This window comes from Chelativorans xinjiangensis (genome assembly GCF_009812055.1).
In the GTDB taxonomy this organism is placed as follows: Bacteria; Pseudomonadota; Alphaproteobacteria; order Rhizobiales; family Rhizobiaceae; genus Chelativorans; species Chelativorans xinjiangense.
The window spans coordinates 1-15,265 of the sequence record NZ_WQNH01000077.1 but is presented as its reverse complement, the minus strand read 5'-3'; the positions used below and the strand labels follow the sequence as shown (position 1 = coordinate 15,265).

Genomic DNA, 15,265 nt, shown 5'->3' with positions numbered 1-15,265 from the left:
TGGCGCTGCCGTGAAGAACCTGTCCCATAGTGCATCCTTCCATTCCTGGGAAAACAATGCACCATCAAAATGCGGGATCAAACACCTAACCCCTCCCCATCCTGAGCTTGTCGAAGGGGGGAGGGGGATGATGGCGCGCTCGACCTCCTCCCTCCCCCTTGAGGGGAGGGATTGAGGGTGGGGGTCCCGGCGAAGCCGGAAAAAGACTCAAGGGTGGGGTTCCGGTGAAGCCGGCAAAAACGACCCATTGCGGCAGCCCTGCCCACTTCGTGGAGACGAGGAATGGGGTCTTCATCCACCCCGCCCCCGTCACTCCGCCGCCAGCGCCTGCTCTTCGTCCTTCATGCGCCCGCGCCGGTGCCCCGACACCGCGTTGCCCGTGTCGGCCGGCAGCCGGATGAAGGGCAGGGCGGCGAGCATGGTTAAGATGGCGACCACCACGAAGGCGTTGGCGAAGGCGTCGAGGCCGAGCGGCGCTCCGGTCACATAGGTCGTCGCCTCAAGGATGCCGGCGCCCACCGCCACGCCGAGCGCGATGCTGATCTGCTGGCTGGCCGCGGCGATCGCCGTCGCCTGGCTCGCCTGCCGCTCGCCGATCTCGGCGAAGACCAGCGCATTGGCCGACGTGAAGAAGAGCGAGCGGAAGAAGCCCGCCGCAACAAGGACGGCGATGATGGCGCCGGGCGGCGTCGCTGGTGTGAACAGCGCGTTTACGGCGATCAGCGCGCCGCCGAGGACGGCCGCAAGCACCAGGATCAGCCGGAAGCCGCCGACGCGCAGCGTGGCGCTGGCGATGAACTTCATGGCGATGGCGCCGAGCGCCGACGAGAAGGTGAGCATGCCCGACTGGAAGGGCGTAAGTCCGAAGCCGATCTGGAACATCAGCGGCAAGAGGAAAGGCACCGCCCCCGCGCCGATGCGGAACAGCGAACCGCCGATGATCGCCGCGCGGAAGGCGCGGTTGGCAAACAGCCTTAAGTCGAGGATAGGCCGCTCGGCCCGCCGCGCGTGTCGCGCGTAAAGCCACGCCATCGCCAGTCCCGCCGCCACCGTCGCCAGGCCCACTGCCGGCGGCAGCGCCGGCAGGCTGATGACCGACAGGCCGAACACCACGCCGGAGGCCGCAAGCCCCGAGAGCACGAAGCCCCTGCCATCCAGCTTCTCGTTCTCCTGCGGCTCGAACTCCGGCAGCACGCGTCCAGAGAAATAGATCCCCAAGAGCCCGATCGGCACGTTGATGAGAAAAATCCAGTGCCACGAGAAATAGGTGGTGATGAAGCCGCCGAGCGGCGGCCCGACGAGGGGGCCGACAAGCGCCGGCACGGTGAGCCAGGCCATGGCGGAGACGAGTTGGTTCTTCGGCGTCGCCCGCACCAGCACGAGCCGCCCCACCGGCGTCATCATCGCCCCGCCCATGCCCTGCACGAAGCGCGCCATGACGAAGGCGAAGAGCGAATCCGAAAGCGCGCAGGCGACCGAGCCGACCACGAACACGCCGATGGCGAGGCCGAACACGCGCTTGGCACCGAACCGGTCCGCCATCCAGCCGCTGACCGGAATGAAGATGGCAAGCGCCACCAGATACGTCGTCAGCGCCAGCTTCAGCGTCACCGGGCTGGTCCCGATATCCTCGGCGATCGCCGGCAGCGAGGTGGCGATGACGGTGGAATCCATCTGCTCCATGAAGAGCGCGACGGCAAGGATCAGCGGGAGCGAGCGGTTCACGGGCGACGTCGGGTTAGCTTCGGAGGATCGGTCAGCACAGGAGGCAAGCCGGCACGCACCATATCGGCCGAAAGGGCCGGGATGTCAAAGGCGGGGAGGGGAGGAGCGTTCGTGCCAGTGGCCGGGGAGGTCGCGGTAGGTGGAAAGTTCACATTTCTGCCGTCGATCCGGACGGGCAGAACGCGGACTGAGCGGGCGTTCATTCTCAATTTGCTACGCGGGATGATCGAAGTTCTCGAATGCGGGCTTTATCAAGCTTGATAGGGACACCGTTTTCGTCGAACGGTTCTTTGAAATTGAACGCCGTTGGCGTCGGGCCATGATCATGTAGATGTTCTTGCCGTCCGACGCCTTCGGCCCAGGTCGGATAGCCCTGATCTGTATGCCACCACATCACGAGAGGTGGCCAACTTGGCTTTTGAAACCACTCCCGCCCGCGCTTGAGTGCAACAGCATGAAGCCCAAAATACGTAAATGAAAACAGTGCTTCCAAATCAGTCCAGAGCGACAGCGTGGCGGGCGACCATCCATCGCCCCTCTCGTTGTAAAATCTGGGATACACCTCAGTTCCCCAAGGATCAGGGCCCGGGTCCGAAGCATATCCAGAACGGGCGATCAGACCCTCCGCTTGGTCAACCAGCTCGAAAATAGGATCATTGAGCTCATAGAATCCGTCATTGGCCGGATCTTCCGCTGGTTTTGCGAACATGCCAAATGTGTAAAGGGCCAACGGCATATCGACTCACATTGGTTTTTTAGAAAACTATCAAGCTGTAACAAGCTACCCGTATGGCCGCAAAGGGCTCGATCGAGCCGTTTTTCGCGTCCGTCGCTGGCGGCAGCCCCGCGCCGCAAGGCCTATCGCGCATCGACCTCCGCCGCGTGGCGCCGGATGTCTTCGATGCGGTCGGGCGTTGCCGGATGCGTGGAGAAGAAGTCGTTGCGGTCGTCCTCGCCGTGGTCGTCGCGCAGCACCTCGAAGAGGCGCGCCAGGCCGGCCGGCTCCCGCCCCGCCTTCGCCATCAGTTCGACGCTGTAGCGGTCGGCCTCGCTCTCCTGGCCGCGCGAATAGGAAAGCGTCATCAGGCCCGAACCCTGGATGAGAACGTCCTCCACACCCGATCCGACGTCGCCGCCGATGAACATGATGAGTGTCGTGATCCCGACCGCGCGATAAAGGCGGCGCAGGGTGTGCCGGTGGACCACATGACCGATCTCGTGTGCCAGAACGCCTAGCGCCGCGTCCTCGTCGCCCGTCAGCCGCACCAGCTCGTCGGTGAGGATGATTGTCCCGTCGGGCAGGGCGAAGGCATTGGGCCCGATGGGGCCGCCGCGGCGGAATTGCAGGTCGAAGGCGCCGGCGCCCTCGGGCGTGTGCGCGGCAAGGGAGCGGAAATCCGCCGTGATCGCCTGGCGCCTTTCCGCTTCAAGGCGCGAGGGGGCGAGGATCGTCTGGTCGAGGGAGGCAAGCGCGCTTTGGCTTATCAGGCGCGGCGCGGCGGGCGGCGTCACTGCCACCGCCACCTCCACCGCGATCGGCAGGGCGTAGCGATAAAGCCCCACGCACAAAACGACCACCACGGCCACCAGCAGGATAAGCCGCGGATGAAAGCGTTCCAGCCCGTGCACGAGCCCCACCCGCCACCCGCGATGCGCCTTGAGCCAGCGGTCGACCGCGTCATTGTCCTCGGTCTCGAAGACGCTCCCATCCGCAAAGGCGATCCGGCGCGGGATGCGGCCGACGCGGGCCGATACCGACAGGCTGAAGACTGCGCCTTCGGCAAGCCTCTCCCCGCCCTCCGCGCCTTTCACCGTCGCCACGCCGCCAGCGGACGTGAGGCGGGCCGCCTCCGTCCGGCTTGAGCGCGGCGGGTGCCAGACGCCGGAAATGGCGGGATGAGGCGTGTCAGAACCCAAAATCGAAGCCTTCCATATCCATGTATTCGGCGCCGATCGCCGGTCCTGTCTCCTCGACCTTGTTCAGATAATCGTCGAGCGCGCCGCTGACAGTGAGCGCGGTGGCCGAGGCCACGTAGCGCGCCATGCGCACCGCCGCCCAAGGCCGGGCGAAGCCGAGCGTGAAGATCGTCGCCACGAAGTTCGAGATGGCGATCCAGGCATAGCGCCGCCGCCCGAGGCGCGAGGCGAATTCGTGGCGGCCGTCGAGCACGGCGGCGTTGAAGGCGACGTTGCGCACGCCCGCCCGGTAGAACAGCCCGGCGAAGCCGTAGATGGCCATGAGCGCGAGGAAGACGAGATAGATCGTCGTTGCGATTGTGTCTTCATTGACGGTCGCCAAGCCGCTGCTCGCCCAGCCGAACAAGGCAACGCCCAGCACGGTGAGCGGCGCGACGCCGAGGAGCACCATGAGCGCCGGCATCCACCACTGGCTGTAGAGCGCCTTGAGCCGCGGCTCGCAGGCGACCTTGCGCCCGCCATAGCTGACATTGCCGAGCGTGTAGCGCCACATCCAGCGCGAGGCGAGCGGCGCCAGGATGCCAAGGGTAAGGGCGGCGAGGAAGGGGCCGATCAGATAGGCCTTAAAGGCACCCCAGTAGCCGCCGTGAAAATCCAGGCGGACATTGCGGTAGCTGGTCACCCGCGCGTTGAAGCGCAGGCCCCGCTTGATGAGCCACGGAATGACAGCCAGCAGCAGAAAAGGCAGGACCAGGTTCGCCACGGTGAATAGAACCAGCATATCCATGAAGGCGAGTACGTACGGCAAGGCAGTGTAGGCAGCCAGCGCCACGAGAACGACGATCCGTCCGACGAGGATCTGCAGCCCCCGGGCATGATAGTCGAAGCTGTGCCCGGCAAGCCGCGTGTTGCCGTAGAAATAGCGCTGCCTGCGCACCTTCGCCCAGGCCGAGTAGATGCCGAGCGTGATGATCGTCAAAAGGATATTGACGATCCAGATGCCGAAATACTCGCGGCCGGTGCCCGTAAAGGAGAACGGCTCGACGTGCCGCCCCTCCGGCTCCTCGCCCCTCTGACGAATTTGCGCAGCATCGTTCATTGCAATACCCCCAAACCTAATGGAATCGAAATCAATCAATGGGCGGCGAGCATCGCCGCGATCAGCCATCTTTTCAATTCTCGACAGACGTGGTACGAGCCAGCGCCAATCCTGAAAGGGAATCACATTGAGGCAGCCCGTTCTCCCCCAAAAGGAAACGGCCTGTGCGTTCCTCTCATATCTCAAGGGTCGGCCATGGCAAAAATCATCGAAACCGCAACCGGCGCCGAGGCGCTCACCTTCGACGACGTGCTTCTGCAGCCCGGCCATTCCGAGGTGATGCCCGGCCAGACCGACGTGCGCACCCGCATCGCCGGCGACATCGAGCTGAATATCCCGATCCTTTCGGCTGCCATGGACACCGTCACCGAATCTGCGCTGGCCATCGCCGTGGCGCAGGCCGGCGGCATCGGCGTCATCCACCGCAATCTTTCGCCTGCGGAGCAGGCCGAGGAGGTGCGGCAGGTCAAGAAGTTCGAATCCGGCATGGTGGTGAACCCGATCACCATCGGCCCGGAGGCGACGCTGGCCGACGCCCATGCGCTGATGAACACCCACCGCATCTCCGGCATTCCGGTGGTGGAGAACGGCGGCCTCGGCGGGCAGACGACGGGCAGGCTCGTCGGCATCCTCACCAACCGCGACGTGCGCTTTGCCTCCAACCCCGCCCAGCCCGTGCGCGAATTGATGACGCACGACAACCTCATCACCGTGAAGGAAGGGGTCAGCCAGGACGAGGCCAAGCGACTCTTGCACCAGAACCGCATCGAGAAGCTTCTGGTGGTGGATGGCGCCGGCAACTGCGTCGGCCTCATCACGGTCAAGGACATCGAGAAGTCGCAGCTCAACCCCAACGCCTGCAAGGACGCGCAGGGCCGGTTGCGTGCGGCGGCCGCGACCAGCGTCGGCGACGACGGTTTCGAGCGTGCCGAGCGGCTGATCGACGCCGGCGTCGATCTCCTTGTCATCGACACCGCGCACGGCCACTCGCAGCGCGTGCTCGACGCGGTGGCCCGCGCCAAGACGCTCTCCAACGTTGTGCGCATCGTCGCCGGCAACGTGGCGACGGCCGACGGCACCAAGGCCTTGCTCGACGCCGGCGCGGACGCCGTGAAGGTGGGCATCGGCCCCGGCTCCATCTGCACCACGCGCGTGGTGGCCGGCGTCGGCGTGCCGCAGCTCACTGCCATCATGGCGGCGGTCGAGGCCGCGCATAAGGCAGGCGCCTCCGTCATCGCCGACGGCGGCATCAAATATTCCGGCGATCTTGCCAAGGCGATCGCCGCCGGCGCCAGCGCCGCCATGATCGGCTCGCTTCTGGCCGGCACGGAGGAGAGCCCCGGCGAGGTCTATCTGTATCAGGGCCGCTCGTTCAAAGCCTATCGCGGCATGGGCTCCGTCGGCGCCATGGCGCGCGGCTCCGCCGACCGCTACTTCCAGGCCGAGGTGCGCGACACGCTGAAGCTGGTGCCGGAAGGCATCGAGGGCCAGGTGGCCTACAAGGGGGCGGCCGCGGGCGTGCTGCACCAGCTCACCGGCGGCTTGAAGGCGGCCATGGGCTACGTGGGCGCGGCCAACCTCATCGAGTTCCAGGAGAAGGCCACCTTCGTGCGCATCTCCGGCGCCGGCCTGCGCGAGAGCCACCCGCACGACGTGAAGATTACGCGCGAAAGCCCGAACTACCCGGGGGCGAGCTGATGTAAGGAGGCCCTGAAATCATAGAAGATTGAAGGTACGGGCGCTCCTCACCAACACAAATGTGCCGATATCGCCAGTCATCGATCGGCTCTAAATTTTCATTGAGCAAGATTGGATTTTTCATGGCGACAATTGTTTTTGAAGATAACGAACAATCGGAAATCACGGCTGAGTTGTTCAAGATCAAGATAAGGGATGGACTTGAAATCGAGGTGCACTGTCCTCCCGAAGGCCATGTAGCCCGACAACGTGGTGAATTGTGGTTTGGTGTCTTCGGCAAAGGCCAAGCGCTCGTCGTTCGGCCAGGCTCCATGAACACCATCCACCTGGGCGTCGAAACCTCGCATCCGCCGATGCCCGAACGGCAGTAGGACCAGCCCTCAGGCGGCGAGGCATAATTCGCATTGGCAAGCAAAGCCGCGCATGACAGAAGCCCCGGAATATCCGGGGCTTTCATTTTGCAGGAACGTCAGGCCTGCGCCTTCTTCAAAGGCGCAGCCTCGGCGGTTTCGAACACACCCGCCTTGTAGAGAAGGCCGGCGATGGCGCCGCCGATGAGCGGGGCGACGATGAAGAGCCACAACTGGCCGATCGCCGCGCCGCCGGAAAACAGCGCCGGCCCGATGGAGCGCGCCGGGTTTACCGAAGTTCCGGTGACGGCGATGAGACATATGTGGATGGCCGTCAGCGTCAGGCCGATGACAAGCCCCGCCATGACGGTGCTGTGCTTCTCCGACGTCACGCCGAGGATGACCATGACGAAGACGAACGTCGCCACCGCCTCGGCGATGAACGCTGCACTCGTGGAATAGTCGCTCCACCCGTTCGCCGCCAGGTTGGCGGGCGCGCCCGCTGCGGAGCCGGAGGCGATGAGCCACAGGATGAGGGCGCCGATGATGCCGCCGATCACCTGGGCGGCCATATAGGGCACGACCTCCTTGGCCGGCAGCCGGCCGGCGAGGTAGACGCCGAGCGTGACCGCCGGGTTGAGATGCGCGCCCGAGACGGGACCGACCGCATAGGCCATCGCCACCACGGCGATGCCGAAGGCCAGCGCGATACCCACGGCGCCACCCGTCGGGATAAGATCCCCGAAGCCGCCGAGAACGACGCTCGAACAGCCGATGAAGACAAGGCAAAAGGTGCCGAACAGTTCTGCAGTATAAGCTTTCATGATGCGAATCACCCCGCAATTACGTTTTCCTATCGCAGCTTCCTACAACTTTTCATTGAAGGCAAATAACTTGTGCGGGCTCTGTGGTGGCTAAAATCCAATGGTTGGTACACGCGGCGGGATCCCGATTAGGGTCGATCCTACCCATTTCCGTAGGTCGCACGTAGGAAAGTGCGTTCGCCTTAGCGGGCTTTCCGTCATATTGCTGATTGATGCAGATATGGTTTGCCCGACTATAGCGGGGGACGTTGAAAGCGACTGGGAGGCTCCACCTGATGTCCACGATCGAATCGGTCAAGACGGTCTGCACGCGCGGCCTCGTGCTCGCGCCTGTGGCAGCACTGCTGCTCAGCGTGGCTCTTCTTTTGTTGGGCAATGGATTGCTGGGAACCCTTTTGGTCGTCCGCGCTGGGCACGAAGACTTTTCCAACGAAATCATCGGCGCGATGATGTCCGCCTACTTTGCCGGTTATACCGTCGGTGCGCTGTTCCTGCCGCGCGTGATTGTCTCGGTCGGCCATGTGAGAACCTTTGCAGGCTTTGCCGCCATTGCGTCGATGACGGCGCTGCTTCACGCCGCATTGGTCGAGCCCTGGGCATGGATGCCGCTGCGCATGCTGACCGGCCTCGCTTATGCCGGCATGATCCTCGCAACCGAAAGCTGGCTCAACGCACATGCGGTCCCGTCAACGCGTGGACAACTGCTATCGATCTTCGGCGTCGTATCAATGGGCGCCTGGGCCCTGGGCCAGGCACTCCTCAACGTGGCCCCGCCTGATGGAGTGGCGCTGTTCATCATCGTCTCGCTGCTGATATCGGCAGCCGTCGTGCCGATCACTCTGTTGCCTAGTCGTCCACCGGCGGAGGTGGAACAGGAGCCTGTTCCTTTTCGCGATCTTTTTTCCATTTCGCCACTGGCGGCGACCGGCGTCTTCCTGGCCGGCCTGGCCATCGGCGGGTTCTGGGGCATGGGGCCGAATTTCGCCCAGCGGATCGGCCTTAATGTCGGCGGCATCTCGGCCTTCATGGCCGCCGTGCTTGGGGGGACCCTCGTCCTGCAATGGCCGCTCGGTTGGGTCTCGGACCGGCTGCCGCGTAACCTGATAATCGCCGCGGCGGCGCTGGGATCGGCCGCCGCCGCCATCGGTATCGCTCTGGCGGCGGAAGCGCCCTTGCCGGTGCTGCTGGCCGCCGGTGCGCTCTTCGGTGGATTCGGAATTCCGATCTATTCCTTGTGCGTCGCCTTCGCCAATGACGACCTATCGCCGGGCCGGTTGCTCGGCACCGCGCGCGGCCTGCTTCTGCTTAATGGGCTCGGCACAGCCGCCGGGCCGTTTATCGGCGGCATGGCGATGAATGTCGCTGGACCAGGTGGGCTCTTTCTCTACGCAGCGTTGTTGTTGGCAGTCCTCGCTGTGGCGGCCATTCCGCGCCCGCAGGTGGGCCGCTCGCGCGAAGCGATGTCGACGCGATGTCCGCATACTCCCCTGATAACTCTGTCACTCAACGCAATGTTGCAGCAACAGGAAGCCGGGTCGAGACGCGAAACGCCACGGCGAGCCTGAACCCGCACGAAGTGGATGGCAGAGTATGCACGAGGCTGTTCCCTCCGAAATCTGGCCGCAACCTTCATAGGAGGGTGGAGTTCGACAGCGTCTACTGCCGATTTATGCGAGCGCCACGACCGGCCATTCGTGCCGCTTCTCCATTGCGGTCGTTCGCTGGTTGGCCGGGAGGCGACCCTTTTCGTGGCTGCGTTTGTCGTGTCGGCGCTTGATTGATCGTCCTTTGCATACCGGCAGGGGATATGACCAACGGCCAAAGGTTTGCGGGGTCTGGCGAGATGCAACGAGCGGAAAAGCTGTTTCTTATTGAAGAGCGGGCAGCCGATTCCCCGTTCGTCGACAAGGTCTGGCGTGCGCGGAGTGTTCCCTCCAAGGCGTTCATCTCGGTCGCCGCAAGTCACTGGGAGATCGTGATCTGGCAGCAGGCCGGGGAAACGCACGTCACGATACGGGGACCGGAGACCAAGGCGACTGCGATGCCGATCCCCGTGGACGCGGAGTTCTTTGGGGTTCAGTTCAGGCTTGGCGCGTTCATGCCTGGTCTTCCCGTCCCAACGCTCGTGGACCGCGACTTGACCCTTCCTTCGCACATCGGCAACACGTTCCGCCTCGGCGGTTCGGTTTGGGAGATTCCCGACTACGAAAATGTGGAGGTTTTCTTGGGACAGCTCGCGCGAAAGGGGCTGCTCACCTTTGATCCCGTGGTGGTTGAGGTCTTGGAGGATGGAGCGGTAGACCTGTCCCAGCGCTCGATAGAGCGCCGCGTTCGGCGAGCGACGGGTTTGACCCTTGGCGCGATCAAACAGATCGACCGGGCGTACAAAGCGACGTCGTTGCTGGATGCTGGCGCAGCGATCTCGGACGTCGTCACCGAGGCTGGCTACGCCGACCAGGCTCACCTCACGCGGTCGCTGAAACGCTTCATGGGGCAGACGCCGGGCCGGATTTCGAAGGAGGCCGGCTGATCGATTGTCGTTTTCGTTCAATACAGAAAATACACCGTCCAATATTTTGCGTTACCCGTTGTTGAAGGAGACGATTCCGTGCCGAGAAGACTGATTGTGACCGAATACATTTCGCTTGACGGGGTCGTTGAAGACCCTGTCGGAATGGAGAACTCCGGCCTTGGGAACTGGACCGGCCCGTTCAACCGCGGACCGGAAGGCGACAAGTTCAAGCATGAAGAGCTTTTCGCCAGCGAAGCGCTCCTCTTGGGCAGGGCGACCTATGATGCTTTCGCTGCCGTATGGCCTTCCGTCGAGGACGACACCGGCTTTGCCGAGCGGATCAACAGCATGCCCAAATTCGTGGTGTCGAATACACTCCAGCGAGCGGAATGGAACAACACGACAATCCAATCGGGAGATGCCGTCGAGCAGGTTCGCGAACTGAAAGAGCAGCCGGGCGGTGACATTCTTGTCTACGGCAGCGCCTCGGTGGTCCACGCGCTGATGCCGGTCGGCCTTGTCGATGAATACCGGCTCATGGTCTACCCCACGGTGCTCGGCCGGGGAAAACGGCTGTTTCCGGAAGGCGTGAGCTCGATGCTGCGCCTCGCCGCGTGCCAGCAACTTGGCTCCGGTATCGTCTTGCTGCGCTACGAAACCGATGCGAGCGCCACCTAGAGGCCGTGTGGGACGGGCAGCATGCCGACTCATTTACGGCGCCGACAGCGCCACTCGATACCGGGTACCCTACGTCGGATTTCCACCGCTAGGAGCCGCGGCGGGCGTCCTCGATCGCTTCGCCGAGCGCGGAAAAGTCCGTCTGCCGCGGGTTGGTCTTGCGCCAGGCAAGGCAGACGGTGCGCGACGGTTCTGGTTCGACGAAGGGCAGGACGCGCACGCCGGGCAGAAGCTCCGCCGCCTTCCGCGCCATCTCCGGTATCAACGTCACGCCGAGGCCGTGCGAGACCATGTAGAGGAGGGTGGCAAGGCTCGTGGCGCCGAAGCTTGCCATGGTGACGGGCTTGACCATGCCGCAGACGGCGAGCGCCTGGGCACGCATGCAGTGTCCGTCTTCCAGAAGCATCAGCCGCTCCAGCGCCATGCTTTCCTGGGCCACCGGCGGAGCGATGTGCTCGGCTTCCTCCTCCGGCACGGCGAGGAAGAAACGATCCTCGAAAAGTGCCGTGCTTTGAAGCCGTGTCTCGTCCAGCGGCTCGGCGGCGATCACGCCGTCGAGGCGGCCGTTGCTGGTCTCCTCAAGCAGCGTGGCGGTGACGGCCTCGCGCACCTCTAGCCGCAGCGCAGGAAAACGCCTTTTGAGGAGAGGGAGCAGATGCGGCAGCAGATAGGGCGCCACCGTCGGGATGACGCCCAGCCGGAAGCGGCCTTCAAGGACATCGCGGCCCTGGCGCGCCACGCTCTCCAGGTCCTCGACCTCGGCCAGGATGCGGGCGATGCGCGGGCGCAGCGCCTGCGCTTCCCCCGTCAGCCGCACCGTGCCGCCGCCGCGCTCGAACAGCTTGTAGCCAAGCTGCGCCTCCATCTCGGCGATCTGCGCGGAAAGGGCCGGCTGCGTGACGCCCGCCGTCACGGCCGCGCGCCCGAAATGCAGCTGCTCTGCCAGCCGCTCGAAATACTGCATCTGACGAAGGGTTACCCGTAGCATAAGAGAAACCTATCATCACGAGTATGAAAGGCAACTAGAGATTATGGTGGTGCATGGGCGTGCGCTCTCGCGAATCTAAACCTTGCCTCCCGCGCCCCCAGGCCCTAGTGGTCTGACCCAAACAGATGGTACCCATCTGTTTGGAGAAGTCAGCCCACAAGCTATTGATCTGGTGGGGCGATTTGTCCTGACAGATGGGTACCATCTGTCAGGATCGCACCACTAGCAACACTGCGAGACGGGTAAACCGAAAAAGGCAGGGATCATGCGCCTCGGCGGCAGGCTGGCGGCAGCCATCGACATTCTCCAGGACATCGAAAAACGTCATCGCCCCGCCGCGGATGCCATGCGGGACTGGGGCCTGTCGCACCGCTTCGCCGGCGCCGGCGACCGCGCGGCCATCGGCAATTTCGTCTATGACGGGCTGCGCCGCCGCCGCGCCGCAAGCTGGATTTTCGATGCCGACACGCCGCGCTCGCTCGTCTTCGGCGGCTACCTCCTGGAAAACGAGGCCGGGCCGGAAGCACTCGACGGCGCCTTCACCGAGGACCGTTTCGCCCCGCCGCCGCTCGACGAGGCGGAGCTTGCCGCCCTTCGCGCCCGCCTCGGCCAACCCCTTCCCGACGCCGCGCGCGCCAATGTGCCGGAATGGTGCGAGCCGCTGGCCGCACGTGCCTTCGGCGGAGCATGGGTGGAGGAGTGCGCCGCTCTCGCCGGCCGTCCGCCGCTCGACATGCGTGCCAACACGCTGAAGGGGGAGAGGGGGAAGGTTCTCGCCGCCCTTGCCAGGGCAGGCGCCGAGGCCGCCCGCATCGCCAGCAACGGCATGCGCATCCCGCCGGTCGAAGGCGACAGGCGGCACCCCAACGTGCAGGCCGAGCCTGCCTTCCGTAAGGGCTGGTTCGAGGTGCAGGACGAGGGCTCGCAGATCGTCGCCGAGCTTGCCGGGGCGGCCCCCGGCCGCCAGGTGCTCGACTTCTGCGCGGGTGCCGGCGGCAAGACGCTGGCGATGGCCGCGATGATGGAAAATCGCGGCCAGATCCACGCCTACGATGCGGACCGGCAGCGCCTCGCACCGATCTTCGACCGCTTGAGGCGGGCAGGCTGCCGCAACGTCCAGGTGATCACTGAGGACGTGGCGCTTGCCCGGCTCGAAGGCCAGATGGATCTCGTGATCGTCGACGCTCCCTGCACCGGCTCGGGCACCTGGCGCCGCCGGCCGGACGCGAAATGGCGCCTGACGCCGCAGCAGCTCGATGCGCGCCGGATGGAGCAGGCGGCGATCCTCGATACGGCGAGCCGCTATGTGAAGCCGGGCGGGCGGCTCGCCTACATCACCTGCTCCATTTTCCGGGAGGAAAATGCCGACCAGGTGCGGGCCTTCCGCGAGCGCGCGCCCGCTTTTCACACCCTCGACCATCGCGCCGTCTGGCAGCAGCGTTTTCCCGCCCATCCGCAGGCCGCGCATATCGATGAGGATGACGGCATAATGCTCACACCGGCGGTCACCGGCACGGACGGCTTCCATTTCGCCGCCTTCGAGCGCGGTTAGAGAGGGTTACGCGTGAGTGGAATTGAAAACTTCTTGACGCCGCCACCCCTTCGCGCCCCCCTCTGTCCGGCAGGACAGAGGGGGGCGCGAAGGGGCACCAATTTATCCGGTACCACCCCCTGCATTGCCCATTACCGCCCGCTTTGCCATAAACATGCCGGCCCACAAGGAAGAAGAAGATGGCGGAACGACGGTTTGCCGAGGGGGATTTCGAGGCGCGGGTGCGCGCCAGCTTCGCCCGCCAAAGGGCGATGGAGACCATCGGCGCCAGGTTGACGGTGGTCACGCCCGGCGTCGTCGAGATCGAGATGCCCCACGCGGAGCGCTTCACCCAGCAGCACGGTTTCCTGCATGCCGGCGTCATCTCCATGGCGCTCGATTCGGCCTGCGGCTACGCCGCCTATTCGCTGATGCCGGCCGATGCCGGCGTCTTGACCATCGAGTTCAAGGTGAACCTTCTGGCGCCGGGCAGGGGAGAGCGCTTCCTCTTCCGCGGCACGGTCACCAAGCCCGGCCGCACCATCATCGTCGCCGACGGCCAGGCCTACGCCTATGACGGTGAGGCCAAGCTGATCGCCACCATGACCGGCACCATGATGAGCGTCGTCGGCCGGCGGGGCATCGAGGGCTGAAGAGCCTGGGTGTCGGGTAGGCTGCCGCCTCCAAACGCGCGTCATCCCGGAAAGCCGAAGGCTTGTCCGGGACCCATTCCGTGACTTTTCCACATTCCGGAATGGGTCCCGGACAACCGCAGCTCACGCTCCGGCTTCCGGGACGCGCGTTTGGAGGCGGCAGGTAACATTCCTTGCGGCCGACCATGCCGCTTCCTGCTGCTTCCCCGCCGCTCCCGCCCCCAAAACGCGCGTCATCCCGGAAAGCCGAAGGCTTGTCCGGGACCCGTTCCGTGACTCGTCCACATTCCGGAATGGATCCCGGACAGCCTCCGCTTCGCTCCGGCTTCCGGGATGACGCGCGTTTGGGGGCGGGAGCAGCGGGAAATGTCCCGGCGCGTGTTGTACCCCTGTCAGCATCTGTCAGGAATGTTTTCCTATTCCCATTCACGCCCCTCCCGACCCGTGCGATAATCCCGCCACTTGGACGAAAGGAGGCAGCCATGGACGGGCGTGCGGCAATCGAGCAAGATCGCGTGGCGCTGAAGCGCATCGTGGCTTCCCTCGTGGCCATGGCCGGCCCGGCCGTGGGCCCTGATCCCGAGGTGCTGGCCGAAGGCGAGCCTCGAAGGGCCGAGGGCGGGCCTCGAAAGACCCTGCCCCGCCATCTCTGGCGCGCCATCCTCAGCCTGCTGCGCCCGACTGAGGCCGCCGCGCGGCGGCTGATCATCGCGGCCGCGCGCGGTCTGGCCGTCTGTCTGCCGCCCCCGCGCAAGCCGAAACCCGTGAGCCCGGCGCCGCTCCTGCGCAGCCTCGGCATCGCCGTGATGGCGTCGCCCGCCGACCTGTCCGCCGAAGCCCGAAGGGCGAAGGCGGAAGCCAGGCGGGCCGCCGCGCCCGCCCGTCCGCAAACCTTGAGCCTGCCGCTCTTCGACCCGCTGCCGCATACCCCGAGCCCTGAGCTTGCCGAAGGGGGCCGCGGCCGCCATGGGCCCGCGCACGCCGTCCCGCGCATCCTGTTTCCCGGCCTCATCGAGCCGTCTGCCCTCCCGCAGCCGCCATCCCGCGACGATCCCGTCAGCGCCGCGCGCCTTGGCCGGCGCCTCGCGGCACTGGTCGCCGCGCTTGACGATCTGCCGGGACAGGCCAGGCGCTTTGCCCGCTGGAAGGCGCGCCGCGATCTGGGGCTTGGGCGCCGTACCTCACCGCTGCGCGGCGGACGGCCGCCCGGCGGCCGGCTGTCCCGCTTCGACCCGTCCGCCTGGCGCGACGCCGCAGGCGCGCGAGGACAAAAAGCACCCCGCAACATCC

Annotated in this window: 14 protein-coding genes; 8 read left to right on the top strand and 6 right to left on the bottom strand. The window is 65.1% G+C overall.

Annotated features, from left to right (window positions below; all coding sequences use genetic code 11):
* Positions 1 to 309: 309 nt before the first annotated feature.
* From GM910_RS25585 to GM910_RS25570, 4 genes are all read right to left on the bottom strand, one after another.
* Positions 310 to 1,725, bottom strand: a complete 1,416-nt coding sequence (locus GM910_RS25585) for an MFS transporter (RefSeq protein WP_159593468.1) — start codon at positions 1,723 to 1,725, stop codon at positions 310 to 312.
* Positions 1,726 to 1,930: 205 nt separating this feature from the next.
* Positions 1,931 to 2,455 (bottom strand): DUF3291 domain-containing protein, encoded by a 525-nt coding sequence (locus GM910_RS25580; protein WP_246226368.1) that lies wholly within the window; start codon positions 2,453 to 2,455, stop codon positions 1,931 to 1,933.
* Between the two features lie 128 nt (positions 2,456 to 2,583).
* Positions 2,584 to 3,642, bottom strand: a complete 1,059-nt coding sequence (locus GM910_RS25575) for a M48 family metallopeptidase (protein WP_159593464.1) — start codon at positions 3,640 to 3,642, stop codon at positions 2,584 to 2,586.
* On the bottom strand, positions 3,632 to 4,741 hold the full coding sequence (locus GM910_RS25570) for a YjgN family protein (protein ID WP_159593462.1): 1,110 nt from the start codon (positions 4,739 to 4,741) through the stop codon (positions 3,632 to 3,634). Before GM910_RS25570 ends, GM910_RS25575 begins: the two co-directional genes overlap by 11 nt.
* A 195-nt stretch (positions 4,742 to 4,936) precedes the next feature.
* Between GM910_RS25570 and guaB the strand changes: the two genes are divergently transcribed.
* Together guaB and GM910_RS25560 are read left to right on the top strand one after the other, a co-directional pair.
* Positions 4,937 to 6,439 (top strand): IMP dehydrogenase, encoded by a 1,503-nt coding sequence (gene guaB / locus GM910_RS25565; RefSeq protein ID WP_159593460.1) that lies wholly within the window; start codon positions 4,937 to 4,939, stop codon positions 6,437 to 6,439.
* 122 nt (positions 6,440 to 6,561) lie between these two features.
* A complete protein-coding gene (locus tag GM910_RS25560; protein ID WP_159593458.1) occupies positions 6,562 to 6,810 on the top strand; it encodes a hypothetical protein in 249 nt (82 codons plus the stop codon).
* 98 nt (positions 6,811 to 6,908) lie between these two features.
* Here the strand turns inward: GM910_RS25560 and GM910_RS25555 are convergent, their stop codons facing one another.
* Positions 6,909 to 7,613, bottom strand: a complete 705-nt coding sequence (locus tag GM910_RS25555) for an MIP family channel protein (protein ID WP_159593456.1) — start codon at positions 7,611 to 7,613, stop codon at positions 6,909 to 6,911.
* A gap of 275 nt (positions 7,614 to 7,888) precedes the next feature.
* Between GM910_RS25555 and GM910_RS25550 the strand changes: the two genes are divergently transcribed.
* From GM910_RS25550 to GM910_RS25540, 3 genes are all read left to right on the top strand, one after another.
* Positions 7,889 to 9,178, top strand: a complete 1,290-nt coding sequence (locus tag GM910_RS25550) for an MFS transporter (RefSeq protein ID WP_246226366.1) — start codon at positions 7,889 to 7,891, stop codon at positions 9,176 to 9,178.
* Between the two features lie 242 nt (positions 9,179 to 9,420).
* A complete protein-coding gene (locus GM910_RS25545; protein ID WP_201285600.1) occupies positions 9,421 to 10,143 on the top strand; it encodes a helix-turn-helix domain-containing protein in 723 nt (240 codons plus the stop codon).
* A gap of 78 nt (positions 10,144 to 10,221) precedes the next feature.
* Positions 10,222 to 10,803, top strand: coding sequence for a dihydrofolate reductase family protein (locus GM910_RS25540; RefSeq protein WP_159593454.1), 582 nt, complete (start codon positions 10,222 to 10,224; stop codon positions 10,801 to 10,803).
* A gap of 88 nt (positions 10,804 to 10,891) precedes the next feature.
* Here GM910_RS25540 and GM910_RS25535 read toward each other — a convergent pair whose 3' ends face one another.
* Positions 10,892 to 11,791: a hydrogen peroxide-inducible genes activator gene (locus tag GM910_RS25535; RefSeq protein ID WP_159593452.1), complete on the bottom strand. Its 900-nt coding sequence runs from the start codon at positions 11,789 to 11,791 to the stop codon at positions 10,892 to 10,894.
* A gap of 265 nt (positions 11,792 to 12,056) precedes the next feature.
* Here GM910_RS25535 and GM910_RS25530 point away from each other — a divergent pair, with 265 nt between their 5' ends.
* The 3 genes from GM910_RS25530 to GM910_RS25520 form a co-directional block, all read left to right on the top strand.
* Positions 12,057 to 13,343 carry an RsmB/NOP family class I SAM-dependent RNA methyltransferase gene (locus GM910_RS25530; protein ID WP_159593450.1) on the top strand — a complete coding sequence of 429 codons (1,287 nt, stop codon included), beginning with the start codon at positions 12,057 to 12,059 and terminating at the stop codon, positions 13,341 to 13,343.
* A gap of 179 nt (positions 13,344 to 13,522) precedes the next feature.
* Positions 13,523 to 13,975: a PaaI family thioesterase gene (locus GM910_RS25525; RefSeq protein ID WP_159593448.1), complete on the top strand. Its 453-nt coding sequence runs from the start codon at positions 13,523 to 13,525 to the stop codon at positions 13,973 to 13,975.
* Between the two features lie 482 nt (positions 13,976 to 14,457).
* The coding region (locus GM910_RS25520; protein WP_159593446.1) for a hypothetical protein at positions 14,458 to 15,265 on the top strand (808 nt) is incomplete at its 3' end.

Excerpts from the sequence above, each read along its gene's own strand:
- GM910_RS25545 (WP_201285600.1), top strand. The coding sequence starts at position 9,421 with ATGACCAACGGCCAAAGGTTTGCGGGGTCTGGCGAGATGCAACGAGCG.
- GM910_RS25555 (WP_159593456.1), bottom strand. The coding sequence starts at position 7,613 with ATGAAAGCTTATACTGCAGAACTGTTCGGCACCTTTTGCCTTGTCTTC.
- GM910_RS25530 (WP_159593450.1), top strand. The coding sequence starts at position 12,057 with ATGCGCCTCGGCGGCAGGCTGGCGGCAGCCATCGACATTCTCCAGGAC.
- GM910_RS25570 (WP_159593462.1), bottom strand. The coding sequence starts at position 4,741 with ATGAACGATGCTGCGCAAATTCGTCAGAGGGGCGAGGAGCCGGAGGGG.
- GM910_RS25560 (WP_159593458.1), top strand. The coding sequence starts at position 6,562 with ATGGCGACAATTGTTTTTGAAGATAACGAACAATCGGAAATCACGGCT.
- GM910_RS25525 (WP_159593448.1), top strand. The coding sequence starts at position 13,523 with ATGGCGGAACGACGGTTTGCCGAGGGGGATTTCGAGGCGCGGGTGCGC.
- GM910_RS25550 (WP_246226366.1), top strand. The coding sequence starts at position 7,889 with ATGTCCACGATCGAATCGGTCAAGACGGTCTGCACGCGCGGCCTCGTG.
- GM910_RS25535 (WP_159593452.1), bottom strand. The coding sequence starts at position 11,791 with ATGCTACGGGTAACCCTTCGTCAGATGCAGTATTTCGAGCGGCTGGCA.
- guaB (WP_159593460.1), top strand. The coding sequence starts at position 4,937 with ATGGCAAAAATCATCGAAACCGCAACCGGCGCCGAGGCGCTCACCTTC.